The organism is Olsenella uli, from assembly GCF_901212655.1.
Taxonomy (GTDB): domain Bacteria; phylum Actinomycetota; class Coriobacteriia; order Coriobacteriales; family Atopobiaceae; genus Parolsenella; species Parolsenella uli_A.
Window position 1 is genome coordinate 17,751 of sequence record NZ_CAAKON010000036.1, and the last position, 26,073, is coordinate 43,823.

Here is a 26,073-nt window from a genome sequence, read left to right on the forward strand (position 1 = left end):
GAAATCCCTTCGATTGCGCTGCGGGGTCAGCTCCAGCGGGCTCTTGGACGGTCTCAAATCTCGCTAAGGGTTGGGTGCCGTCTGAACATGAAGTCCCGTGTTTGAATAACCGCAGGTGAACGCTCTGTGATAATCGAGGGTATGGAAGGCGCTTGCCATGAATCGCTGGGGCAATGGGTGAAGTTGTGCCGCAGGTGCGCAATCGCCGGCATTCCTGGACAAGCTCGCACGCTGCGGCCCGCCCCGGGGATCCTGCGTGGCGAGGGCGCTTCATGCGACCCATAACGGCCCACGCGGCACGGTGGGCCGGGTGCCGTGCGTTTGGCCCGCGCGGAGCGGCGCTCAGGCCCACGCGGCGCGGTGGGCCGGGTACCGTGCGTTTGGCGTGCCGGCGCGGCGTGTGCCGCGTGTCTGCAGCGCGAGGGCTCCCGCCACATGGCAAGCCCCAACACCTGCTGGATCGAAAGGAGGGGAACCAAAGTCGTCCATTTGGTTCCCTTTCTTTCGATCCGTGGTGGGATCCCGGATGCGCGGCGATTCCACCCCACGACGACGCCCCGAGACTCACCCCCGCTCCGTGATGCTGCCCTCCGCGTATAGTCGTAAGGAAAAGGCCGCGATGGGGGAAGGCGCATGATGGGGGAAGGCGCATGATGGGGGAGGGCGCATGATGGGGGAGGGCGCATGACGGAGCGTGAGGCAGGGCCGCAATCGATATCGGTGCTGTACGAAGACCGTTGGCTCATGGCGCTCGACAAGCCCGCAGGCATGCTCGTGCACGGGGACGGTACGGGCGCCGCCACGCTTGCGGACCTCGCTCGCGCGCACCTGCTGGACATCGCGGCCTGCTTGGGCACACAGGGAGAGCCCGACGCCGCGGCCGCCCAGCGCTCGGTCGCCGCGCAGCTCCAGCCCGTCCAGCGCCTGGACGTTGACACCACGGGCATCGTGCTCTTCTCCAAGGACAAGGCCACGCAGCCCAAGCTTGACGCGCTCGTTGCCTCCCACGACGGCATTCGGAAGCGCTACCTCGCCATGGTTCGCGGCAGGTGGCCCTGGGACGAGCGCCTCGTGGACGCTCCCGTCGCGCGCGACCGTCATGATGCGCGGCGCATGCGTGTGGCACCCAACGGCAAGCCGTCGCGCAGCCGCGTGGCCCTGCTCGCCCGCACGGGCTCGCGTGCCGCCTGCACCTCGCTTCTGCTCGTGGAGCTCGAGACGGGCCGCAAGCACCAGATTCGCGTGCACCTGTCCTCGCTCGGCTTTCCAATCCTGGGGGATGTCCTCTACGGCAATCCGACGGACCGGCGCCGCGTGACCCCGCTCATGCTCCATGCCTGGGCCGAGGACCTCACGCATCCCGTTACGGGCGTGCCGCTGGCGCTGCGCGCGCCCATGCCCGTCCGATTCACCGAGCGCTTTCCCAACGTGGAGGACCTTCTCTCGCATAGGTAAGGTTCACAACGCCTGCATCCGAGCTTCATTTTGTGCGGCTGCGACTCCCGTGGCGCACTTCCTGCTGGTACCATGGGGAACGACGAATGGACGGCCGGAACGTTTCGGTCGTAAGTGGTGCGCCTGCCACAGACGGGGAATCTCGGTGGGCGCATTGGCGTGCGGAGAGGCTTTGTCCGCGCGTCCAATTCCCGGGTACGAAGGTGCCCTCAACGGGTCGAGGCGAGGCGGCACCGCCGCTCGCCGCAACAGCTGGCGCGCCCGGCGCGCCGCAGGAGAGGAACGCTCATGCCAGGTACAATGCGCGGCGTCTACACCAACCTGACGCAGATTCGCCGAACGGTCTTCCGTGAGGTGGCGAAGCTCGCCTACAAGACGGGCGAGGAGGAGAGCAAGGACTACAGCTGGGTCGACGACCTGCCCTACGACATCCTCCCCGGTGAGACCGCGACCTACCGCGAGAGCATCTTCCTCGAGCGCGCCATCGTTGGCGAGCGCATCCGCCTGGCCATGGGCCTGCCGCTGCAGGAGGTCGACAAGCCCTCGAAGCTCTCCGACGGCGTGGCCGAGGCCGCCAAGCCCGAGACCTACTACCAGCCGCCTCTGATCAACGTCATCAAGTTTGCGTGCAACGGCTGCGAGGACAACGTCTACCGCGTCATGCCGAACGCCTGCCAGGGCTGCCTCGCCCACCCCTGCCGCGAGATCTGCCCCAAGCAGGCCATCTCCTTCAAGGACAAGAAGGCCTTCATCGACCACGAGAAGTGCATCAAGTGCGGCCGCTGCGCGAGCGTGTGCCCGTATGAGGCAATTCACCACCACGTGCGCCCCTGCTCTGCCGCCTGCGGCATGAAGGCCATCGGCTCCGACGAGCACGGCCGCGCCGACATCAACTACGAGAAGTGCGTCTCCTGCGGCCAGTGCCTCGTGAACTGCCCGTTTGGCGCCATCGCCGACAAGAGCCAGATCTTCCAGGTCATCCAGGCCATCAATGCCGGCGACGAGGTCATCGCCGAGGTGGCGCCCGCGTTCGTGGGCCAGTTTGGCGGAAAGGGCAACGTGGACAAGCTGCGCGAGGCCTTCAAGGAGCTCGGCTTCACCGGCATGGAGGAGGTTGCCCTCGGCGCCGACCTCTGCACCGTGCAGGAGGCCGAGGACTTCCTCGAGGAGGTGCCGGCCAAGATTCCGTTCATGGGCACCTCGTGCTGCCCGGCGTGGTCCGTCATGGCCAAGAAGGAGTTCCCCAAGAACGCCGAGTGCGTCTCCATGGCCCTCACGCCTATGACGCTCACCGCCCGCCTCATCCGCAAGCAGCACCCCAGCGCCAAGATCGTCTTCGTTGGCCCCTGTTCGGCCAAGAAGCTCGAGGCCATGCGCAAGAGCGTCAAGAGCGAGGTCGACTTCGTGCTCACCTTCGAGGAGATGGCGGGCATGATGGAGGCCAAGGACATCGACTACACCAAGCTCGCCGGCGAGGGCGGCGACTTTGAGGTTGCGAGCGCCGATGGCCGCGGGTTTGCCGTGGCGGGCGGCGTGGCGCAGGCCGTGGCCAACGCCATCCACCGCAAGTACCCGGACCGCGAGGTCAACATCGTCAACGCCGAGGGCCTGGACGAGTGCCGCAAGATGATGAAGGCGGCCGTGAAGGGCAAGTACAACGGCTACCTGCTCGAGGGCATGGCGTGCCCGGGCGGCTGCGTTGCCGGCGCCGGCACGCTGCAGGCCGTCAACAAGACGGCGGGTGCGGTAAAGATGTACTCCAAGAAGTCGCCGCACAAGAACGCCACGGACAACGCCTATCGCATGCTGATTCCCGAGCTTGAGCGTCCGGATGACAACATGCACGGCTCCAACATGGTGGCCGAGGTCGACGAGGCCCAGCGCGTCAAGGAGTAGGCGCTCTCGTAGGCCTTCCGGCGGCTGAGCTTGGGCGGCGCCCAAGCACAAGGCACGCAGGGCGCGTTGTAAGCGGCGCTGGCGAGCCGCTCGAGCCGGTTGATAGCAAGCTCCAAGGGGCATCCGGGTTTCCGGATGCCCCTTTTGCGTGTGGGGAGGGAACGGACATGAGCGAGCCCAAGGCGCCGCTCACGAGCGCATGCCCAAGCGCGCTGGTCCGAGCAGCGTTCAGCCCCAGCATCAACGCACCAGTAACAGAATGTGAGGATTGGCCGGCGGTCCCGCATTTCCGCGAACGGCGGCAATTTCTTGCACACGTTGTGCAATACTGCACACGCTGTGAAGAAACGTCATGGCCTTGCACGCCAGATGGCCCGATTCAGCCCGTCGTCGCGTGCGAGAAACCGCTTCCGAGGAGGCCCTTTGGAAGGGATTCTCACCAATCCCACGCCCCGGACAGACCGGCGTAGCGTCCGATCGCGCGAGCATCTGCGCGACGCCCTCGCCGCCGAGGTCCAGGCAACGGGCGACCTGACCCGCGTCACGGTCACGGCCGTCACCGAACGTGCCGGGCTTACCCGCCGCACGTTCTACTCCCACTTCCATGACATCCCAGACCTGGTGGAGGCCTGCGAGCGCGAGGCGCTCGTGGACATCCGCAGGCTCGTGGAGCGCATTGCCGCCTCTCACCTGGACCAGCTCACGGCATCTCTTGAGAGCCTGGAGCCGGCGCCCGGTGCGGAGGACCTGCTCTGCTACTTCCGGGACAACGCGACGCACCTCGCAGCTCTGCTGGGCGAGGGCGGGGACCCGGCCTTTGTCGAGAAGATCAAGGCCGTCTGCGTGGACGCCATCTCCAGCCGCGCGCTCGACGGCATCGACGCCCGGGCGCTCGGCCCCTTCTTCGACTACTACCTCGCGTTCGCCGTCTCCGCGGAGTGCGGCGTGCTGGTTCGCTGGCTGGTGGGCGGCATGCGCGAGGACGTTCGCACGATGGCGCTCATGATGACGGCGCTCATGTTCGTGCGTCCCGGCGACCTCTATGGCAAGCCGGTCGACTTCAACGTGCCCGCCTACGCGCTGACGCTCATGCAGGCAAATGCCGCCGGACACACCGCAAACGACCGAGCGGCAGCAGCTCACACCGTAAAGAACGAGGAGTCCAACCATGACTAACAACCCAGCATCCTCCAACGCCGCGCAGGCCCAGGCGGCCCACGGCATCGAGCTGGTGGAGAACGGCGCCGAGCTCAAGCCCGCCAACGTGGCGGATTTCTCGCGCTCCAAGCTGCGCCTTGGCATTGACGTGGGCTCCACCACGGTCAAGCTCTCCGTCATCGACGACCACGACCGCATCGTCTACGCCAACTATCAGCGCCACCACACCGACATCCGCGCCACGGCCAAGGACCTCTTCGAGGGCGCCAAGGCCGTCCTCGGCGACGCTCCCATGCGTGTCTCCATTACGGGCTCGGGCGGCCTTTTGCTCGCCAAGTGGCTCGGCCTCGAGTTTGTCCAGGAGGTTATCGCGAGCAAGCGTGCCGTGGAGACGCTCATCCCGCAGACCGACGTGGCCATCGAGCTCGGCGGCGAGGACGCGAAGATCATCTACTTCGACAACGGCATCGAGCAGCGCATGAACGGCACCTGCGCCGGCGGCACGGGTGCGTTCATCGACCAGATGGCGAGCCTGCTCCACACGGATGCGGGCGGCCTCAACGAGCTCGCCAAGCAGTCCACGCACATCTATCCCATCGCCAGCCGCTGCGGCGTGTTCGCCAAGTCCGACGTGCAGCCCCTCATCAACGAGGGCGCGGCCCCGGCAGACATCGCGGCCTCCATCTTCCAGGCCGTGGCCAACCAGACGGTCTCCGGCCTCGCCTGCGGCCACCCCATTCGTGGCCACGTGGCCTTCCTGGGCGGCCCGCTCCAGTACCTCTCCGAGCTGCGCCACCGCTTCTACGTGACGCTCGACCTGGACGAGGAGCACCGCATCGTTCCCAACAACGCCCACCTCTTCGTGGCCACGGGAGCCGCGCTTGCCGGCGAGTCTGACAAGCACGTCACGTTCGCCGGGGTCATCGACGCGCTTGAGAACCTGGGCGACACCCAGGGCAGCGAGGTGGAGCGCCTGGACCCGCTCTTTGCGACGCCCGCCGAGCTTGACGAGTTCCACGAGCGCCACGGCAAGCAGGTGGTTCCCAAGGGCGACCTCGCGAGCTACCGCGGCCGCGTGTTCATCGGCATCGACGCCGGCTCCACCACGATGAAGGCCGCCGTGGTGGGCGAGGGCGGCGAGCTGCTCTACACCTGGTACGGCAACAACCGCGGCGACGTCCTCGGTACGGCCCGCACCATCATGGACGACATCTACGACAAGCTGCCCGAGGGCTGCGCCATCGGCCACGTCACCACGACGGGCTACGGCGAGGCGCTGCTCATCGAGGCCCTGCGCGCAGACTCCGGCGAGATCGAGACCGTGGCGCACCTGCGCGGCGCCAAGGCCTTCGTGCCCGACGTCGAGTTCATCCTCGACATCGGCGGCCAGGACATGAAGTGCCTGCGCGTCAAGAATGGCGTCATCGAGCACATCATGCTCAACGAGGCGTGCTCCTCGGGCTGCGGCTCGTTCATCGAGAGCTTTGCGGACTCCATGGACCTCTCGGTGCAGGACTTCGCCAAGGCGGCCGTGTCTGCCAAGGCGCCGGTTGACCTGGGCAGCCGCTGCACGGTGTTCATGAACTCCCGCGTGAAGCAGGCGCAGAAGGAAGGCGCCACGGTGGGCGACATCGCCGCCGGCCTGTCCTACTCCGTCATCAAGAACGCGCTGTTCAAGGTCATCAAGATGCGCGACCCGCAGGAGATTGGCAAGTACGTGGTGGTGCAGGGCGGCACCTTCATGAGCGACGCCACGCTGCGCGCCTTCGAGAAGCTCACCGGTCGCGACGCCATCCGCCCGGACATTGCCGGCTGCATGGGCTGCTACGGCGCGGCGCTGCTCGCCCGCGACCGTGCCGGCAAGGACGGCACCTCCACGCTGCTCACGCGCGAGCAGATCGACAACCTGCAGGTGAAGCAGACCAACGCCCACTGCGGCCGCTGCTCCAACAACTGCCTGCTCACGATCAACAACTTTGGCAACGGCCGCAAGTTCATCACGGGCAACCGCTGCGAGAAGGGCGCCGGCCACAAGAAGGCAAAGGTCACCGCGCCCAACCTGTTCGCGTTCAAGAACAAGCTGTTGTTCGAGCGCCCCGTGCTGGACGCCGAGACCGCGCCGCGCGGCACGGTGGGCATCCCGCGCGCCCTCAACATGTACGAGAACTACCCGTTCTGGCACGCCTTCTTCACCGAGCTGGGCTTCTCCGTGGTGCTCTCGGACCAGTCAACCAAGAAGACGTACGAGGCGGGCATCGAGTCCATGCCGTCCGAGAGCGTGTGCTACCCGGCCAAGCTCAGCCACGGCCACATCATGAACCTGCTCAAGAAGGACCCGGACTTCATCTGGTACCCCTGCGTGCGCTGGGAGCGCCAGGAGGACGAGACGGCGGGCAACCACTACAACTGCCCCATCGTCATGAGCTACCCGCAGGCGCTGGGCCTCAACATCGACGAGCTCGCGCAACCCAACATCGAATTCCTGGACGCCTTCGTGCCCTATGACGACAAGAAGGAGCTCAAGCGCCGCCTCTATGAGCTCATCTCCGTGCAGCGCGAGAAGGACGCCGAGGAAGGCAAGGGCCGTTTCCGCGGCAAGCACATCACGCGCGCCGAGATTGACCATGCCGTGAACGTGGCCTGGGAGGCCGACCTCGAGTTCAAGGAGACCATGCGCCGCAAGGGTGACGAGACCCTGCAGTGGATCGAGGACAACGACGCGCACGGCATCGTGCTCGCCGGCCGCCCGTACCACAACGACCCCGAGATCAACCACGCCATCCCCGAGCTCGTGAACAGCTTTGGCTTCGCCATCCTCACCGAGGACTCCGTGGCGCACAAGATGCGCCCCGAGCGCCCCATCCGCGTCGTGGACCAGTGGATGTACCACAGCCGCCTCTACCGCGCGGCGCGCTTCGTGGCCAGCAGGAACGACCTGGACCTCATCCAGCTCAACAGCTTTGGCTGCGGCCTGGACGCCCTCACCACGGACCAGGTGCAGGAGATTCTCGAGGCCAGTGGCAAGATCTACACCGTGCTCAAGATCGACGAGGTGTCTAACCTGGGCGCCGCCCGCATCCGCATTCGCTCGCTCATGGCCGCCCTCAAGGAGCAGCGCGAGGAGCTGGAGCGCGAGGCCGCTGCCGGCGAGCTCAAGCCCGTGGGTCCCGTGGACGTGCGACGTGCGGACGGCTCGCTCGAGCGCGCTCGTCGCGGTCAGAACCCGCGCGTGCCGGTGTGGCGCGAGGCCAAGAGCGCCGCGTTCCACAAGGTGCGCTATACCAAGGAGATGCAGCTCGAGGGCTACACCATCCTGTGCCCGCAGATGGCGCCAATCCACTTCGAGCTCGTGGAGCAGCTGCTCAAGGGCGCGGGCTACAACGTGGTGCTGCTGCCCTCCGTTGACCGTGGCGCCGTGGACGCGGGTCTCAAGTACGTCAACAATGACATCTGCTATCCGTCCATCCTCGTGACCGGCCAGATCATGGAGGCCATCGAGAGCGGTAAGTACGACCTCTCCAAGACGGCCGTGATCATCTCGCAGACCGGCGGCGGCTGCCGCGCCACCAACTACATCGCGCTCATCCGCAAGGCCCTGCGCGACTCCGGCCACCCCGACGTGCCGGTGATCTCGCTCACCGCCGCGAGCGGCCTGGACGAGGACAACCCCGGCTTCAACATCTTCAAGCCCGACGTGGTGGTGGGCGCCGTCTACGCGCTGCTCTACGGCGACCTCATGATGCAGATGCTGCACCGCGTGCGTCCCTACGAGGCCAAGCCCGGCAGCGCCGACGCCCTCTACGACGTGTGGATGGACCGCTGCAAGAGCCAGATCGTGGGCATCAGGCGCGGTGACTTCCTGAAGCTCTGCCAGGACACGGTGGACGCCTTCGAGACACTGCCTGTGGTGCACGACCGCACGAAGCCGCGCGTGGGCGTGGTGGGCGAGATCCTCGTGAAGTTCCACCCCACGGCCAACAACCAGGTGGTGCGCGAGATCGAGGCCGAGGGCTGCGAGGCCGTGGTGCCGGGCCTGGTGGACTTCTTCCTGTTTGGCATGTCCAGCCCCAAGAACATGAAGCGCGAGCTGGGCACCAAGCTCAAAAAGCGCCTCTCGCACAACGCGGGCATCAAGATCGTGCAGTCCATGCGCGGGCCCATCAACAAGATGCTCGAGGCATCGAGCCGCTTCGAGCCGTACCCCGAGATCGACGAGCTGGCACACAAGGCCGAGCAGGTGCTCTCCCTGTGCAACACGATGGGCGAGGGCTGGCTGCTCACTGCCGAGATGTGCGACCTCATCGAGACCGGCACGCCCAACATCGTGTGCTGCTCGCCGTTTGCGTGCCTGCCCAACCACGTGGTGGGCAAGGCCGTTATCAAGCGCCTGCGCGAAATGCACCCGGAGAGCAACATCGTGGCCGTGGACTACGACCCAGGCGCGTCTGAGGTCAACCAGCTCAACCGCATCAAGCTCATGATCTCGGTGGCAAAGGAGAACTTCCGCGAGGCACGCGCCAGGGCCGCTGAGCAGGGCGGGAGCGCTGCGAACGTGCCTGCGTTCAAGCTCGAGAACCCCAATGACCCCACGCTGCACGTGGTGGCGCCCTACACCGAGGAGCCGCTGATTGCAGACCAGGAGCGCCATGGCGACCCGGATGGCTCGCGCGCCACGGGCACGGTTGGCGCCGGCGAGCCCAACGTGCTGCCACTCTCGCGCATGCAGCTGGACAAGATCGCCGCGGCAGAGGAGCGTGCGCGCCAGCGCGCGAACTCCGGCGTGACCGTGGTGCCCGAGGACGCGTGCGGCTGCGGTTCCGCCGAGGGCGACGCCTGCGGTTGCGGCTGCAGCAAGCCTGAGCTCGTCTCTGCCGGTAACCCCGCTGTCACCCGCGAGGGCAACGGCGAGTAGCCGGGACCGAGGGCCCACCGCTCGGTGAGCGGCGGGCCCTCGATTATTCTTCAGGTCTTTCGGGAATACGGGAGCGTTGCCGATGTCCTCGCTGATAGAAATCGCCAGGTCGACGGCCTGGTGGAGCAGGCCGTGGTGGGGCTTCGGCCCGGCCAGTCCGTCGTGCTGGAGTACGTGCGCACGCAGATGGACTTCTCGCTGCTGTTCCCGCACCTCATTGCAGACAATGTGCTCGTGAGCTACCACAACGCAACCCTGCGTTCGGCGGCCGAGCGCTTGCGTTACCTCGGCATCCCCGTTGTATGGCGCTACGCGGAGGTCGACCTGCAGTAGCGGCCCGTCCGCCATTCATGCCGCCCTACAGCCTCGGCATCTCGCTTACTCTTTGGGCGAGGTATGACCCCTTAATCCAGAGGTTCTGCCTGTACATCCTCACGCCATTGACGCACTCGACCTTGTCGGTGGCGTCCGCGCCAGTTCCGCGCACGAACACGACCCCCTCCGATGCCTTTGGAAAGTTCGGGGCGCTTTTCACCAGTCCCGTCTTTGGCGTGATGATGGGCATTCCGTCCTTTCGCCGTGAGACGACGTCCTTCACGCCGCCGGTTCTCACGAGCCTACGAAGCACTCGCCAAACGCGGTGCACCTCGCGTTCGATAAACTCCTCATCGAACCAGAGCCGAGCGAAGCCCTTGAATCTGTTGACACCAAACGGTGCCTCCGCGCAAGGCTCCTCGAACAGGATGAGCAGCAGCTGGTTCTGCGTGAAGTAGTCGCGGAAGGACGAGTCCTCGAAGCGCTGCTTGGGGTCTGCCAGCTCCTCGAAGTTGATGCGCAGCAGCTTCATGTCCTCCGTGCGTCCGCCCTTCGTGGTAAGGACGATGGTCTTTGGCATGAGGCCGATACGCTCGAACAGCTCAACGTCGCTCATCTTGCGTGATGCGCCACCAAACATGCGAACGACGATTCTCTCCGAAACGCCCTTGTCAATCCTTCTGGGAATCGGCAGACCATAGAGCTCGAGCAGCTCGTCGATGGTCCTGCCGGCATTTGCCCGCGTGAGGCTGTGGCACTTCGCGTCAATCTCCGAATAGGTCGAGTACTCGTCGGGAAGCTGCTCGCCCCTTCGGCCAAAGTGGGCCCGAACGAGGGATGTCACCACGCGACGCTTGAGCCTGAAGCGAGGGCGGTTAGGCCATTTGGGAGAGGTGTCCGTGTAGAGCAACTCGCGGTTGAGCTCGGATGATATGCGCGGGTACTGGCTCTGGCAGTCCTCGAAGTCACGCTGGACGGAGGCAATGAAGTCTCGAACGAGCGTCCAGTCGGCCTTGAGGATGTCGGTGTCCTCATCGCTCCACTCGTGGAACTCGAAACCCTTGATGACGAACTTGGCATAGGGAACGTCGCGTCCGGCGTAGAAGTAGTAGACGAGCAACAGGTGCTCGAGTTTTCGCCAGAAGTGGGAGGTGAGAAACTGCTCGCCCGCGATGGCCTCGGGCGAGACGGCCGTGATGGACATGGGCTCCTTGGCCTGGAACTCGTAGTCTCCCTTGTCGGTGATGATGCCGGTCGACTTGAGCTCGGTGTCCACGCCATCCACGACGAGGTCGGGGCGTTGCTTGGAGTCGGCGGGATAGCCCAAGACCGACTGCTCGATGACGTTGCCCACGAAGCCCTTGTTGCGCGCCTTGCCCTTAAGAACTCCCGCGCTGTCGACTTCCTCGAGCGTTTTGCCGATGCAGCTCGTGAGAAGGGCGATTAGCTCGTACTTTGAGAAGCTGTGGCCATCGGGTGCGCTCATGGGGCTCCTCGGTCGTTTTGCTGGGCGGCTGCAGGGCTCAACAGTAGGACAAGTCGGGCGCCTCTGCCTGTCGCGCGGCCATGGAAGGCCCGGGTGCGGCAATTGGCCCATCGATAATTTGTCCCCGATGGGGCTTACGGTTGATCCGTGGCCGTATTTGGGCCACAATATTGCACTGTTTTGTTTGGCTCGAACGGATGGGTACCAGATGGACTCCAAGGCCATGAAGGCGAGTGGGTTGAAGGTTGCCGAGCTCTTTGCGGGGGTTGGCGGGTTTCGCGTGGGCTTCGACCATGCCAACGAAGACCTGGGCCGCGATTACTTCGAGACCATCTGGGCCAACCAGTGGGAGCCACCCGGAACCCCAACCAAGCAGTTTGCCTGGCGCTGCTACGAGCGGCACTTTGGCGAGGGTTCGTGCATCTGCGAGGACATCAACAGGGTGCTGGAGGAGGCCGAGGCGGGGGGGCGCCAAATCCCCGACTTTGACCTGCTGGTGGGTGGCTTCCCCTGCCAGGACTACTCCGTGGCTCGCCCCCTCTCTCAGGCCGAGGGCATAGAGGGTAAGAAGGGCGTGCTGTGGTGGGACATCTACCACATGCTCGAGTACAAGCTCAAACACAACGCCGGCTCCAAGCCCCGCTACGTTCTGCTCGAGAACGTGGACCGCCTGCTCAAGAGCCCGGCGAGCCAGCGCGGGCGCGACTTCGCCATCATCCTGGCGTGCTTCTTCAGCCTAGGTTACTCGGTTGAGTGGCGCGTGATCAATGCGGGCGAGTTCGGCATGCCGCAGCGTCGCCGCCGCACCTATATATATGCTGAGCTCGATGCGCCGGAGTGGAACCTCGGTGCCGTCGTCCTGCGTGACGGCGTCATAGCCCAGGCCTTCCCGATGGAGTTTGGCGAGCTTGACTACCTCACGGTTGGCTCGAGCGCTTACGAGGTCTCGAACAACTTTGGCGTGGGCCGCAAGACGTCCCCCTTCCTCACGGCGGGTGCCATGCAGCACGGCAACGTCGTGACGGCAAAGGGCGTTCCGTGCTACTCCGGCCCGCAGATGACGCTGGGCGATGTCCTGGTGCCCGAGAGCGAGGTACCGGAGAGCTTCTTCATCGAGTCCGACAAGCTCGAGCGCTGGGAGTATCTCAAGGGTGGCAAGCGCGAGGAGCGCACCACGAGCGAGGGTTTCACGTACTTCTACAGCGAGGGTTCCATGGCATTTCCGGACGCGCTGGACAAGCCCTCCCGCACGATTCTCACGGGCGAGGGCGGCAAGGGCGCGTCGCGCTTCAAGCATGTGGTTCGCACGGAGAACGGCAGGCTCCGTCGCCTCGTGCCCGACGAGCTCGACCAGCTGCAGTGCTTCCCCAAGGGATGGACGGCCACGGGCATGTCAGACCATCAGCGCGCGTTCTGCATGGGCAATGCGCTCGTGACGGACATTCCGCGTCGCATTGGTGTTTCGATTGCGAGGCGTGTGAGGTAGGCCGAATCTCCGGCGCGTCGTCCTCGCTATCATGTACCCCGCCGTATCTATCCCCGACCTGAGAGCGAGCGTCCCATGATTGGCGACCTTGGCTATTCCCTTACCTCTGACGTACTGCGTGAGATGGGCCCCGAGCGGCGTCGTTCGATGGCGGCCGATGTGGCCGAATGCGTGCTCGGCGCCATTGCGCGCCCCTATCCCTGCTCCGAGATCCAGACCCTCACCTGCGATGAGGACCTCAGCCTGCCACGCGAGCGCTACCGCGTGTTCCATGGCTCGTTCGACTGGCATTCCTGCGTGCACTCGCACTGGTGCCTCGTGCGGCTGGCGTCGCAGGAGGGTCTGCTCGCGCCGGAGCTTTGCGAGCGCGTAATTGCCCGACTCAGCACGAGCTTCTCGCCCGAGCTGCTTGCCGAGGAGGCGCGTACCTGGGCAGAGCGGCTTCCGGCACACGAGGAGCGCCCCTACGGCCATACCTGGCTGCTGGTGCTCGATGCCGAGCTGGGTCGCGTGGCTTCTGAAGGCGGCCCGCTCTCTGTGCAGGCCGCGACCTGGCGCGAGGCGCTTGCGCCCATGACGGCGGAGATGACCCGTCGTGTGCGCGAGTGGGTGGCCGGCCTTGCGCTGCCGGTTCGCTCGGGCCTGCACTCGGACACGGGCTGGTCGCTCGCCATGGCCTGGGATTGGGCCCAGGCGGTGGAGGACAACGCGCTGGCGGAAGCCGTGCGTGCCGCAGCGTTGCGCGTGTTCGGGCACGATGTCAACGCGCCCGTGGCCTACGAGCCGCAGGGTCAGACCTTCACCTCCTCGATCCTGAACGAGGCGGCCGCAATGGCGCGCGTACTCGAGGCGGGGGAGTACGAGGCGTGGCTGCGTGGCTTCCTGCCGCAGGCGTTTGGTGGGTCGCCCTCTGCCGTCGCGCCCCTGCTCGCAGACCTGCCGGGAACGTGGGACGGCGAGAACTACTTCGGCGTCCACGAGGTGGCCCTGCCCTTCTCGCGTGCCATCGCCGCGCGCGACGCCGCGGCGCCCCTGCCGGCTGGCAGCGAGGCGCAGGCGTACCTCGCGGCCCAGGCCTCGCGCTGGATGCGCCAGGGCGCGGAGGGCCTCACCCTGGATGGCTATCTGGCAGACCACTGGGTCGGCAGCTTCGTGGCGGCTTCGTTGGTGAGGTAGCGGACGGGGCCCGGCACAGCCGAGCTAGACGCAGACGGAGAGGTGCGGTAGGGGCCGGAGCACATGTGCCTGCCAATTGCCGCACGCGATTGAGGTCGGTGAATGGCGCATGGGTTGCCGAGTAGCGTCATTTGTATGGCCGGCCCGGGCTCCCGAAGGAGCCTGGGGATGCGCAAGAGGTTGGGCTGCCAGGATAAGTTATGAAGACATCTCCACAATCGCAGCTTCTCGTTGACCTATCGCATTTGAGCGCGTATATTACTTTCTCGCGCTGAGGCGCACACAACATATTGCGGGGTGGAGCAGTCTGGTAGCTCGTCGGGCTCATAACCCGAAGGTCGTAGGTTCAAATCCTGCCCCCGCGACCAAATTCTTTACGCCTGAACTGGTAAAACAGTTCAGGCGTTTTTCTTTTATCTGCTGCTGAAAACGGGCGACCGTGTAGGTGTCCACGGGCGACCGTGTGGATATCCGTGTATGTATCGGCGTGATATAGCGTGCTTTTGCGTGATACCCAGTGAAAGCGGCTTAGCGTTGCGTGCTCTCTACCAAACAAACTGCCGAAGCCTCTAAAACAGCTTTATAGTTGCCCCTTTGGCCCACATTGACAACGTACGGAAACGCGCAAATACTCACGCATGTCAAACTTTGGCAAAAGGCAAATTTGGGAAGAGGGAACGCACGGTGGAAGTGCTGGTTGTTGGCAATACCGCATATGTCGATGACGACTTCTGTGCCAAGGCGTTTCCCGGTGACCGTGTGCAGGTCGTGGCGGCCAACGAAGCGCGCCGCGACGGGTCGTCGCCCTATGCGTCTTGGAAAGAGCTGATGAAGCACCTGGACCAGGCTTACGAATTCGACCGCGTGGTCTACCTTTCTGCCTATCTCACGCCATATACCGAGGTTGTTGGCGACATCGAGCTGCTGCGCTCCGTTATTCGAGCTTGCATGGGTCACCAGGTCCAGCTGTTGTTTGCGACTGGCCCCATGGGAGCGGACGGTGCGGTGGAGCCCGTGGGACAAACCGGCAAGGGCATCATTGCCCGTGCGGCCAACGACCTGTGCCACTACTATGCGGCCCACGACGGCATCCAGGTCAAGATCCTGCGCGTGCCGTACCTGTACACCGCCTCGCCCACGCTGGAGGACCCTTTTTTGGCCGCGCTGTTCGAGGTGTGCTCGCAAGGCTCCGTTATCCTGAGGGGTGGGGCGGGCTCGCCGCTCGGCGCCCTCTGCGCCGAGGAGCTGGCCGTTCTGGTGCGTCGCATCTTCGACAGCTGGGATGCCACTTTCGAGGAGCTCGAGGTCCCGGATAGCTTTGCCCACACAGTGGGCGACCTGGGCGAGGCGCTCAAGGGCTTGTTCCCGGGGCTCGACATTAGCTACAGCGAGGACGTCTCCGTCTCCAGTGCACCGAGCGATACCGTCCGCACGCGCTACGGGTGGTTCCAGCGCTATGACGTGCTTCGTGATCTTTCGACCATACACGCTCACTGGGAGCAGGTTCGCGCGGGCAAGCGCCATCCGCTGCGTGCCGCCATCGACCGCATGCGCGAGCGGACGCTGCCCATCAAATGCCTAGAGACCGCGCTGGCCTGGGTCCTCTTTGAGGGTCTTGAGCTGGTGTGTTCGCAGTCTGCTCAGCTCAACGTTCTCGACTACCGCCTGCTGTATGTGGTGCTGATCGGCACGCTATATGGGCTTGATTTTGGCCTGGTCGCGGCATTGCTGGCGTCGGTGGGCCTGGCGGCGAGCTACTTTACCTAGTACGACCTCACCTTTCAGGGTCTGTTCTACGAGCCCTCTAACTGGCTGCCGTTTACCGCGTACTTTTTGGTGGGCGCCGTGTGCGGCTACGTGCAGCTGCGCAACAGCGAGGCGCTTAAGGTGGAGCGCGACGCGAACGAACTCATTCGAAATCGCAACGATTATCTTACCCGGCTCTATCGCGACGCCGTGGAGGACAAGCGCGCCTACAAGCGCCAGATCGTGGGAAGTCACGACAGCTTTGGCAAGTTTTTCGCCGTGGCGCAGGAGCTCGACGTGCTCAACCCGCGCGACATCTTCCGCAAGTGCTGCGAGCTGCTGGGCGAGCTTTTGGAGAACGACTCGGTGACGATCTATTGCGTCGCGGGCGGGTCGCGTGTGCGCCTGGTTGCGGCGAGTCCGGAGATTGCGTTCGATGTCGCCCGCTCGCTCTCGCTGCAAGAGTTCGAGCCCATTTTTGAGGGCGCGCGCTCGGGGCTGTGGGTCAACCGTGCGCTGACGCCGGGGCTCCCCATGTTTGGTTACATCGTCGAGCACGACGGGGCGCCTACGGTCCTGATTTTTGTGCGTGACCTGGCCGAGAGCCAAATGACGCTGTACCACCAAAACATCTTCCGCATTTTGTGCGGGCTGGTTGAACGCGCGCTGGTCCGTGCCTTTGATTACGAGGCCGTGACGCAGGAAAAGCGCTGCATAACGGGTACACGCGTGCTCAAGCAGGAGCCCTTTGCCCGGGAACTCGCAGCGGAGCAGGCGCTGCGCGACAACAAAATGGGGAGCTATTTGCTCCTGCGTGTGGTGCCGGGCACAGAGCCCGTGGGAGAGCTCGTCGGGACCATTGGTTCGGCGATTCGCGAGAGCGATGCGGCGGGGGTGGGCGATGGGGACACGCTCTACCTGCTCATGCGCCAAGCCCGCGATGAGGACCTGTGCGTAATTAGAGAACGCTTGGCAGCCAAGCAGATTGTCGTTGAGCCTGTTGATGGCGAGGGTGTTGTGGCGCTGTTGCAGCGCATCGCCCCTGCCGACCACGCCGACGAGGGAGATGTCGCTTGATCTCGCTTGTCGTTTCTGCAGCGCTGCTGCTGATCCATGCGCTGGTATGCCTCGTGCTGTGGACCCTCATGAAGCGGGGCCTGCTCCCGGTGCGCGGCCATATGCTCGCTGTTATGGTACTCGTGCCCCTGTGGGGTCCGCTGCTGGTGGTACTGCTATGCGCCCGAAGCTTGGTGTTTGGTGACGCGCTCAAGGACAGCACGCTGGAGTCGCTGCGCATTACTGATGACCTGCATCGCAGCATGTTGGTGCGGGGCCGCGAGGACGATGCCGGCGTGGTGCCGCTCGAGGAGGCACTGATCGTCAACGACCCGGGCGATCGCCGGCGCCTGATACTCTCCGTGCTCACCGAGGACCCGGATGTGTATCTGGCGCAGCTGCAGGCCGCCAAGCTCAACGACGATGTGGAGGTCGCGCACTATGCCGCGACGGCCGTGGCACAGATCTCCAAGGAGTCCGACCTTAAATTGCAGCAGCTGGAACGTGCCTTTAAGGCCGACCCGAATGCGCATAACCTCATCGCATACTGCGATTTTCTTGGTGAATACTTGGACTCGGGTTTGGCCAAGGGCCGCGTGGCTCAGATTCAGCGCCAGCAGTATGCGCGTCTGCTTGCTCGTCGCTGTAATCGCGAAGACTCCTTTGAGCTGCGCATTCGATATGCCGCGGCCCTGGCCAACACCGGACAGATCGATGAGGCGCAGGCCGTGACAAGCCAGCTGTTGCTTGACGCGCCCGAGAAACAGGACGTTTGGATGCTCTGCCTTCGTCTTGCCGTGATGCGTCGCGACGGTGACGAGATTCGCCACTTGATCGATGCGATCGACAAACAACATGTGTATTTGAACGCCAAGAACCGCGAGGAACTGGCATTTTGGCGCGACGGGGAGGAGGCCCGATGAGCGTAGTGAACCGTATTCGCGACCATGCCGGCCGCTTCCGCTGGATGGGCCTGTTTGTGGTGTGGGCGGCCTTTATTGCCATGGCTGCCGTGCTGTTTATCGAGCGCGCCGGTGTGCAGTACAGCGCCTGGCAGCACAAGTTGGGCATGCTTGCCGCCAACGACGCGGTGCCGGCCTCCTCGGCAATCTTTGGCCAAAAGCCAACGTGCCTGGTCATTACCGACTCGGGCCAAGCTGGTGTTGACGACGTTAAACGCCAGTTCGACCAGATTTTGTTGGACATGAAAATCGCCCACCGCGATGTGGATATCGCCAGCGACGGCGTGGACGCGATCCCCTCGCTCACTTCGTTCGATCGCGTGATATTGCTCATGCCGTCGCTCGATGGGCTCGGTACGCACTTGACCGACATTATGAGTTGGGTGAGCGCCGGTGGTTCGCTCATGCTGGGCATGACGCCGGATAACACCAGCTACCTGCAGGCCGTTGCCCCCAAGCTGGGTATCGATACCATGGGCTACGACTATGTGACGGCCGAGAGCATCGTCCCGAGCAAGGACTTTATGATTGGCGGCGGCCAACGCTATGAGTTGTCGAACCCCTTCGATTCATCGCTTTCCATCTCGCTGCGCGAGACGGCTCGCGTGTGGGCGACGACCGGCGATGCGGGCGCTCCGCTCATTTGGTCGAATGATTGCGGCAGCGGGCATACCGTGGTGTGCAATATCGGCATCTACGACAAGGTTATGCGTGGCTTTTACGCCGCGGCGATCAGCCTGCTGGGCGATGCCACAGCCTATCCGGTCATCAACAGCGCCGTGTTCTACCTCGACGACTTCCCCAGTCCCATACCCTCGGGCGACGGTACCTACGTCAAGCGCGACTACGGCCTTTCCACCGCCGACTTTTACGCCAAGGTTTGGTGGCCCGATCTGCAAAAGCTCGCGCAAAAATACGACATTCGCTTTACCGGCGTGATGATCGAGAACTACGAGGACGCGGTTGACCAGACTGAACCCGCGCGCCAGGCCGATACCACGCAGTTCCGCTACTTTGGCGGCATGCTGCTGCAGATGGGTGGCGAGCTGGGCTTTCATGGCTACAACCACCAGCCGCTGGCACTCTCGTACACCGATTACGGCAATCTGTACGACTATAAGACCTGGAAGAACAAGGAGACGCTCGTTGCTGCACTCGACGAGCTGATCGCCTTCCAGGACGACGTGCTGCCCAATGCCCATGGCTCGGTCTACGTGCCGCCGTCGAATATCCTTTCGGCCCGCGCTCGCAAGATTATCGGCACCGACGTTCCGCGCATCAAGACCATCGCCAGTACGTATTTTGAGGACGGCACCGACCTGCCGTACGTGCAGGAGTTTGGCGTGGCGAGCGATGGCATTGTGGAGCAGCCGCGTATTGTCTCGGGCGGCATGGTCGACAACGCCTATATGCGCCTGGCCGCCGTGTCCGAGCTCAACATGCACTACGTGAGCACGCACTTTATGCACCCGGATGACCTGCTTGACCCCGACCGCGGCGCCAGGCAAGGTTGGGAGGCCTACAAGGGCGGCCTGGTGGACTACCTGGATTGGCTCAGTGCCGCGGCTCCCGACCTGCGCAGCCAGACGGCCTCGGAGTGCTCGGGCGCGATTCAGCGCTTCTCGTCGGTGACGGTGGACGTGGATGCGAGCGAGGACGCCTGGACCGTGACGCTCGGCAACTTTTACGACGAGGCGTGGCTCATGTTCCGCGCCAACGATGGCGTGCCGGGGGCGGTCTCGGGCGGCGAGCTGACGCACCTAACGGGCAATCTGTACCTGCTCAAGGCAAACGACAAGACGGTGACGATCGAGCGCAAGGAGGGTGGCGATCGATGAGAATCTGCTTGGTGCTCGAGGGTTGCTACCCCTATGTGCACGGCGGCGTTTCCACCTGGATGCACGGCTACATTACGGCCATGCCCGAGCACGAGTTTGTGCTGTGGGTGATTGGCGCCCACGCCGAGGATCGCGGTAAGTTTGTCTACGAGCTGCCCGATAACGTCGTCGAGGTGCGCGAGGTGTTCCTGGACGACGCGCTGCGTCTCTCGGGCGAGCAGCGCGAGGCCAGCTTTGACGACCGCGAGCGTGAGGCGCTGCGCCGCCTGGTGTCGCTGTCCAATCCGGACTGGGACGTGCTCTTCGAAATCTTCCAGCGCCGCCGCGTGCATCCGCTCTCGTTTTTGCAGAGCCGTACGTTTATGGACATCTTCCGCGATGTGTGCCTGGCGGAGTACCCCTACATTCCCTTTGCGGACGCCTTCCACACCATGCGCTCCATGCTGCTGCCGGTGCTCTACCTGTCGGGCAGCGAGGTGCCGGTGGCAGACGTGTACCACGCCATATCGACCGGTTACGGCGGCCTGCTGGCAAGCCTGGGATCCAGCATGAACGACGCGCCGGCACTGCTCACTGAGCACGGCATTTACACCCGCGAGCGCGAGGAGGAGATCATCCGCGCCGACTGGGTGGTGCCGTCGTTTAAGGACCGCTGGATTCGCTTTTTCTACATGCTGTCCGAGGAGATTTATCGTCGCGCCTTTCGCGTGACGAGCCTGTTCCACAATGCGCGCAAGACGCAGATCGACATGGGCTGCGACGCGGCCAAGTGCTTCGTCATCCCCAACGGCATTCAGTTTGATCGCTTTAAGGACATTCCGCTTAAGCCCGACGATGGCTGGGTGGACATTGGCGCGGTGGTGCGTCTGGCGCCCATCAAGGACGTCAAGACCATGATCTACGCCTTCTTTGAGCTGCATGAGCGCCTGCCAAAGGTGCGCCTGCACATTATGGGCGGCGTGGATGACGAAGAATACGGCGCCGAGTGCCATGCGCTGGTGGAGACCCTGGGCGTGCGCGACCTGATCTTTACCGGCCGCGTGGACGTGGTCGAGTACATGCAAAAGCTCGACTTCACCATCTTGACGAGCATCTCCGAGGGCCAGCCCCTGAGCGTGCTGGAGTCGCTGGCCGCCCGTCGTCCCTGCGTGACAACCGAGGTGGGCTGCTGCCGCGAGCTGCTGGAAGGCGCCCTCGGCGATGACTTTGGCGTGGCCGGCTTTGTGAGCCCACCCATGTATCGCGAGGGCTTGGCCGATGCCATGGAACGCATGTGCGCGAGCCGTGCCCGCCGCCTGGAGATGGGGGAGCGTGGCCAGCGTCGCGTGGCGACCTATTACCTGCACGAGCAGATGCTCGCCAACTACCGCGCGCTCTACGACGAGACGGCTCGCGCGCATGACCTGCCGCGGAAGGAGGGGTAGCCCATGGCCGGAATTGGATTTGAGCTCAAGCGCCTGTTTAAGCGCAAGGGCCTCTTTGCCACCATGCGCGCCTATGGCTACGCCGGCATCGTGTGCACGGGTCCCATGCTGCTGGGCGTGCTGCTGCAGGTGGGCATTCTGGTGCTGTGCGACCTGTGGGGCATCGGTCCCGCCAACCAGGATCTGCTGGTGTGCATGGTGACCTATACGCTGCTGGCGTCGCTTACGCTCACGAGCTTTTTCTCCATGCCCGTCACGCGCTTTTTGGCCGACATGCTGTTTGCCGAGCGCGAGGAGGAGGTCCTGCCTTCGTTTTGGGGCTCTAACGCCATCATGCTGGTCGTGGGTACAGCGCTCTATGGCATCTTCTTGCTGTTCTCGGGCGCCACGCTGCTGCAGGGGCTGCTGTGCCTGTGGCTGTTCAACATTATGATCGTCAACTGGAACGGCATGAGCTACCTCACCGCCATCAAAGACTACCGCGGTATTCTGTGCAGCTTTGCGGCTGCCATTGGCGTGGCGTGCGCATGCGCCCTGTGCGCGCTGGCGCTGGGCCTGCCGCCGGTCGAGGGCCTGCTGGCGTCGATCGCCCTGGGCTACGGCGTCATGCTCGCTTGGGACGTGGTGCTACTGTACCGGTATTATCCGCAGAGCAATCGCAGCCCCTGGCTCTTTTTGCAGTGGCTCGACCAGTTTTTGCCGCTGGCGCTCACGGGTCTGTTTACCAACCTGGGGCTCTTTGCGCACTTGGTGATTATTTGGGCCGGTCCCATCGGCGTGCAGGTCAAGGGCTTGTTTTACGGTGCGCCCTATCACGACGTGCCGGCGCTCATCGCGTTTTTGACGATACTTGTCACGACCGTCAACTTTGTGGTGTCGGTCGAGGTGAATTTCTATCCGCGCTACCGCGACTACTACAGCCTGTTCAACGACGGCGGCGTAGTGGGCGACATTATGGTGGCCGAGGAGGAGATGCTCTCCACGCTCAATCGCGAGCTACGCTTTTGCGCGCTCAAGCAGCTGTTTGTGACGGCGGCGGTGATCTCGCTCGAGACCACGGTGCTCTCGGCCCTGCCGTTGGGCTTTAACAACCTTATGCACGGGTATTTCCGCACGTTATGCGTGGCCTATGGCCTGTATGCCGTGGGCAATACGGTGATGCTCATCTTGCTGTACTTTACCGACTACAAGGGGGCCGTGCTGGCCTCGGGCCTGTTTGCCGGTGTGGCCGGGCTGGCGACCGTCGTGTCGCTGTTTTTTCCGCAGCAGTTCTACGGCTTTGGCTTCTTGTTGGGTGCGGCGGTGTTTTTTGTCGTGTCACTGCTGCGGCTCGACACCTATACTGCCACCTTGCCGTACCGTGTCCTGAGCCGGCAGCCCATTGTGGCGACCGACAAGGTTGGCTGGTTTACCGAGCTGGGCCGACTGCTCGACCATGCCGAGCAGCGCTATGAGGAGAACCGCGAGGGCAGTGAGTCGCACGGCGCATTTGGGCGCGCGGTGGTCCGCGTGTATCGCAACCACTGGGGAGGTCCTGATGACCGATAGGATGATATCTCGTCGTCGCCTGATTGAGGTGGCTGCCGGCATGCTGTTGCTTTCGAGCTGCTCTGCGCAGGACGATTCCTCGACCAAAAAGGCCAAGAAGCAGGGCGAGATTAAAAAGGCCGAGGTGTCCGACCAGTCCAAGCACCTGCGCGATAGGGACGAGCTGTACGAGGTCTACGACGACTCGGGCATTGTGACCATGTACCTGACGGTCTCGCGCGGCAACAGCCCCGAGAACACCGACCATAGCTGGGCCGAGATCAACACGTACTCGGTCTACGACTACGCCGACATGGGTGTGACGCGCTACCAGGTTATGGGCTTGTTGCAGCCGGGCGACGATAAGGGCCCGGTGGCCGGCGAGGTGGGCTATGGCGAGGAAGCGCCCAACGCCACCGTGCAGGTGCGCGGCCAAACGTCGAGTACCTACACGCAAAAGAACTACAAGGTGGAACTCAAAAAGGGCAAGGGCGCCTGGCGTCAGCAGCGCTCCATTGCGCTCAACAAGCATATGGGCGAGGGTATGCGCTTTCGCAACAAGATGGCCTATGACCTTATTCGCGGCATTCCCCAGATGATGGGCCTGCGCACGCAGTTTGTACATCTGTGGGTGTGCGACCAGACCGAAAAGTCCAACGACACCTTCGAGGACTACGGACTGTTTACCCAGGTGGAACAGCTCAACAAGACGGCGTTGAAGGCACACGGGCTCGATAAGAGCGGGCATCTGTACAAGGTGAACAGCTTCGATTTCCATCGCTACAAGCAGACGATTAAGCTTGCCGATGACCCCGACTACAATCAGGCCGACTTCGAGGGCATGCTCGAAATCAAGGGCGATTCGAACCACACCAAGCTCATCGAGATGCTCGACGCGCTCAACGACGAATCGCAAGAGATCGACGACGTGCTCGACACTTACTTTGATGCCGAGAACCTGGCCTATTGGATGGCGTTTCAGATTCTGACGGGCAACTGCGATACGCAGAACCGCAACTGCTATCTGTACAGCCCGCTCAATTCCAACGTTTGGTACTTCCTGGACTGGGATAACGATGGCATGCTGCGCAAGCTCGAGCTGTCACTTACTGGGTTCTCGGACTACGCCAGCTGGGAGCGCGGCGTAAGCAACTATTGGGGCAACGTGCTGTTTAACCGCGCGCTGCGCAGCAAGTCGTTCCGCAGCGAGCTCGACCACGCCGTCGAGGACCTGCGCTCGTATCTGACCGAGGAGCGACTGTCCAAGATGGTCGAGCACTATCGTGAGGTCACCGAGCCGCTGGTGTTTGCGTCGCCCGATATCGCTAACCTGCCTGTGACCAAGGACGAATACGAGCAGATTGCCGCGGCGATTCCGGCCGAGGTCGAGGAGAACTACAAGAGCTATCGCGAGAGCTTTAAGAAGCCTATGCCGTTCTATATTGGCATTCCGCAGATCGAAAATAGCAAGCTGCGCATCGGTTGGGATACCTCCTACGATTTTGAGGCGCGTGACATTCGCTACACCGTGGAGCTCGCGCGCGACTACACCATCAACGATGTGGTCTTTAAGGCCGAGGACGTACTGCTGCCCGAGGTGACCTGTGATGCGCCCAATGCCGGCCAGTATTTTGTGCGCGTGCGCGCCACCAATGCGGACGGCTATACGCAGGATGCGTTTGACTACTACGTGACTGACGACGGCAAACAGTACGGCATACTGTGCTTCTACGTGCAGGACGGCGGCAAGGTCGTGGGGGATACGTATGAGGAGGGCTAGCGCGCTGCTTGAGCTCCTGGCGGCTCCGCCCGCACGCACCGCGCAGGAGCGCTATCGTCACGAGCTCAAATACCTTATCAACGAGGGCGAGCATGCCGCACTGGCCTGCCGCATGGCGCCGGTCTTTAAACTGGATAAGCATGCGCAGGCGGGTGGCTATACCATCCGCAGCCTGTACTTTGATGATTACCGCAACTCGGCGTACGAGGAAAAGGACGCTGGCGTTCTCATGCGCAAAAAGTATCGCGTGCGCATCTATAACGGCAACGACAAGGTGATTAAGCTCGAGCGCAAAAAGAAGTACGGCAGCTGGATCTACAAGGAGGACGCGCCGCTCACCCGCGACGAGTTCGAGCTCATTCTGGCGGGCGACTACGACTTTTTGCTGCGCAGTCCGCACCAGTTATGTCGCGAGTTCTACATCGAGTGCATCTGCAACACGATGCGGCCGCGGACCATCGTGGACTACGAGCGCGAGCCATGGGTGATGGACGAGGGCACGGTGCGCATTACGTTTGATAGCAATGTGCGCGCCGCGGTGGGAAGCTTCGATATCTTTGACCCAACGCTGCCCGCGCTGCCGGTGCTAGAACCTGGCAAGCTGGTGATGGAGGTCAAGTTTACGGAGTTTTGCCCGCAGCTGGTGCGCGATATGGTGCCACCGGGCGCCGCAGAGCTCACGGCGGTCTCCAAGTACTGCCTGTGCTACGAAAAGACCGCCTACCTGCGCGGATTTGATTATTGGAATCGGTCTTTGGGAACCGAGGGGATACTTAGCCATGAGCACCAGGGACTTTATTAAGAACTCCGTTCTGGAGGCGTTTGGTCAGGTCGACCCTGCTAAGATCGGCCTGTCGCTGTTCGTGGCGCTTGCCATGGGTATTTTGATCTACCACGTATACAAGCGTTTCTTTACGGGCGTGGTGTACTCGCGCAGCTTTGCCGTGACGCTCGTGGGCATGTGCGTGCTCACCTGCATGGTGACGCTCGCAATCTCGACCAACGTGGTCATCTCGCTCGGTATGGTGGGTGCTTTGTCGATCGTGCGTTACCGTACGGCGGTCAAGGACCCGCTCGACCTGTTGTATCTGTTCTGGGCCATTACCACGGGCATTACGGCGGGCGCCGGTATGTATGCGCTCGTGGGGCTTACTGCCGTGGTGATCGTGGCGATGATCGCGGGCTTTGCGGCGCACCAGGACAAGGCTCGCGTGTACATGATGGTGATTCACTATACGGGCCAGACCACGGGCGACGATATCGTGCGTGCCTTTGGCCGCACCAAGTTCACGGTGAAGTCCAAGACCATGCGCGGCGACAAGGTGGAGATGGCCGTCGAGGTGTTCTCGGACGGCGTTGACATGCCCTATGCGGACGCGATCCGTGCGCTCGACGGCGTAGAGGACCTCACGCTCATCCAATACAACGGCGAATACCATGGGTAAGATGGCATAGCTTTTTTGAGCTGGTCTTCGCCCGGGTCTAATGGGCCATTACCTGCTTTGCGCCATTAACGGAAGTGAAATCCAATACAATTCCGTAAGAACAAACGAAATGATGCCGAGCATCAAGGAGCGGACATCTGGCCAGGCATCACATACGAGACATGCGCCTGGAAGCGCGACCCCGACGACCTGGCGCTCATCCCCAAGAGCCGCAGGCACAAGATGCTGCCGACCTACGAGGCGGCGGTTCCCGCCAGCGTCGCCGACCGTGCGGCCCGCAATCTTATCGAAACCGCTTGCGAGCGGGGTATCCTCGCGAGGATGGGGAACGCGAGGCGAGGTGCTTTCGATTAGGCTTCCGGCCTGATCGCCGTGCTCGAGGAGGCCTCTCGCAAGAAGAGCTGGCCATAA

17 protein-coding genes and 1 tRNA gene are annotated in these 26,073 nt (G+C 63.2%); 17 read left to right on the forward strand and 1 reads right to left on the reverse strand.

The window, feature by feature from the left end:
* Nucleotides 1-720 precede the first annotated feature (720 nt).
* The 5 genes from EFAMC2_RS06830 (at nt 721) to EFAMC2_RS06850 (ending at nt 9,754) form a co-directional block, all read left to right on the forward strand.
* The gene (locus EFAMC2_RS06830; protein ID WP_261980166.1) at nt 721-1,455 is read left to right on the forward strand and encodes an RluA family pseudouridine synthase; all 735 of its coding nucleotides are present in this window, start codon (nt 721-723) and stop codon (nt 1,453-1,455) included.
* A gap of 288 nt (nt 1,456-1,743) precedes the next feature.
* Complete coding sequence (locus EFAMC2_RS06835; protein WP_154028084.1) at nt 1,744-3,351, forward strand: 4Fe-4S dicluster domain-containing protein; 1,608 nt, start codon at nt 1,744-1,746, stop codon at nt 3,349-3,351.
* Between the two features lie 423 nt (nt 3,352-3,774).
* A complete protein-coding gene (locus tag EFAMC2_RS06840) occupies nt 3,775-4,527 on the forward strand; it encodes a TetR/AcrR family transcriptional regulator (RefSeq protein WP_261980167.1) in 753 nt (250 codons plus the stop codon).
* Nucleotides 4,520-9,421 carry a 2-hydroxyacyl-CoA dehydratase gene (locus tag EFAMC2_RS06845; protein ID WP_154028086.1) on the forward strand — a complete coding sequence of 1,634 codons (4,902 nt, stop codon included), beginning with the start codon at nt 4,520-4,522 and terminating at the stop codon, nt 9,419-9,421. Before EFAMC2_RS06840 ends, EFAMC2_RS06845 begins: the two co-directional genes overlap by 8 nt.
* A 24-nt stretch (nt 9,422-9,445) precedes the next feature.
* Nucleotides 9,446-9,754: a hypothetical protein gene (locus EFAMC2_RS06850; protein ID WP_154028087.1), complete on the forward strand. Its 309-nt coding sequence runs from the start codon at nt 9,446-9,448 to the stop codon at nt 9,752-9,754.
* A 25-nt stretch (nt 9,755-9,779) separates the two neighbouring features.
* On the opposite strand, the gene EFAMC2_RS06855 is transcribed toward EFAMC2_RS06850, so the two are convergent.
* Complete coding sequence (locus EFAMC2_RS06855) at nt 9,780-11,222, reverse strand: MutH/Sau3AI family endonuclease (RefSeq protein ID WP_154028088.1); 1,443 nt, start codon at nt 11,220-11,222, stop codon at nt 9,780-9,782.
* Between the two features lie 184 nt (nt 11,223-11,406).
* Between EFAMC2_RS06855 and dcm the strand changes: the two genes are divergently transcribed.
* The 12 genes from dcm (at nt 11,407) to EFAMC2_RS06915 (ending at nt 25,662) form a co-directional block, all read left to right on the forward strand.
* A complete protein-coding gene (dcm, locus tag EFAMC2_RS06860; RefSeq protein WP_261980168.1) occupies nt 11,407-12,708 on the forward strand; it encodes a DNA (cytosine-5-)-methyltransferase in 1,302 nt (433 codons plus the stop codon).
* A gap of 75 nt (nt 12,709-12,783) precedes the next feature.
* Entirely contained in the window at nt 12,784-13,884 is a 1,101-nt protein-coding gene (locus EFAMC2_RS06865) for a DUF2891 family protein (RefSeq protein ID WP_154028090.1), read from the forward strand.
* A gap of 291 nt (nt 13,885-14,175) precedes the next feature.
* Nucleotides 14,176-14,252 (forward strand) — tRNA-Met (locus EFAMC2_RS06870).
* Between the two features lie 316 nt (nt 14,253-14,568).
* On the forward strand, nt 14,569-15,651 hold the full coding sequence (locus tag EFAMC2_RS06875; RefSeq protein ID WP_154028091.1) for a hypothetical protein: 1,083 nt from the start codon (nt 14,569-14,571) through the stop codon (nt 15,649-15,651).
* 120 nt (nt 15,652-15,771) lie between these two features.
* Nucleotides 15,772-16,707 carry a hypothetical protein gene (locus tag EFAMC2_RS06880; protein WP_154028092.1) on the forward strand — a complete coding sequence of 312 codons (936 nt, stop codon included), beginning with the start codon at nt 15,772-15,774 and terminating at the stop codon, nt 16,705-16,707.
* A complete protein-coding gene (locus EFAMC2_RS06885) occupies nt 16,704-17,609 on the forward strand; it encodes a hypothetical protein (RefSeq protein ID WP_154028093.1) in 906 nt (301 codons plus the stop codon). Before EFAMC2_RS06880 ends, EFAMC2_RS06885 begins: the two co-directional genes overlap by 4 nt.
* A 44-nt stretch (nt 17,610-17,653) precedes the next feature.
* A complete protein-coding gene (locus EFAMC2_RS06890; RefSeq protein ID WP_261980169.1) occupies nt 17,654-19,486 on the forward strand; it encodes a DUF2194 domain-containing protein in 1,833 nt (610 codons plus the stop codon).
* Nucleotides 19,483-20,910: a GT4 family glycosyltransferase PelF gene (gene pelF, locus EFAMC2_RS06895; RefSeq protein WP_154028095.1), complete on the forward strand. Its 1,428-nt coding sequence runs from the start codon at nt 19,483-19,485 to the stop codon at nt 20,908-20,910. Before EFAMC2_RS06890 ends, pelF begins: the two co-directional genes overlap by 4 nt.
* A gap of 3 nt (nt 20,911-20,913) precedes the next feature.
* The gene (gene pelG / locus EFAMC2_RS06900; RefSeq protein WP_154028096.1) at nt 20,914-22,458 is read left to right on the forward strand and encodes an exopolysaccharide Pel transporter PelG; all 1,545 of its coding nucleotides are present in this window, start codon (nt 20,914-20,916) and stop codon (nt 22,456-22,458) included.
* Complete coding sequence (locus EFAMC2_RS06905) at nt 22,448-24,217, forward strand: CotH kinase family protein (protein WP_154028097.1); 1,770 nt, start codon at nt 22,448-22,450, stop codon at nt 24,215-24,217. Before pelG ends, EFAMC2_RS06905 begins: the two co-directional genes overlap by 11 nt.
* A complete protein-coding gene (locus EFAMC2_RS06910; RefSeq protein WP_154028098.1) occupies nt 24,204-25,019 on the forward strand; it encodes a polyphosphate polymerase domain-containing protein in 816 nt (271 codons plus the stop codon). Before EFAMC2_RS06905 ends, EFAMC2_RS06910 begins: the two co-directional genes overlap by 14 nt.
* Nucleotides 24,997-25,662, forward strand: a complete 666-nt coding sequence (locus EFAMC2_RS06915; RefSeq protein ID WP_154028099.1) for a DUF4956 domain-containing protein — start codon at nt 24,997-24,999, stop codon at nt 25,660-25,662. Before EFAMC2_RS06910 ends, EFAMC2_RS06915 begins: the two co-directional genes overlap by 23 nt.
* The last annotated feature ends 411 nt before the right edge of the window (nt 25,663-26,073 follow it).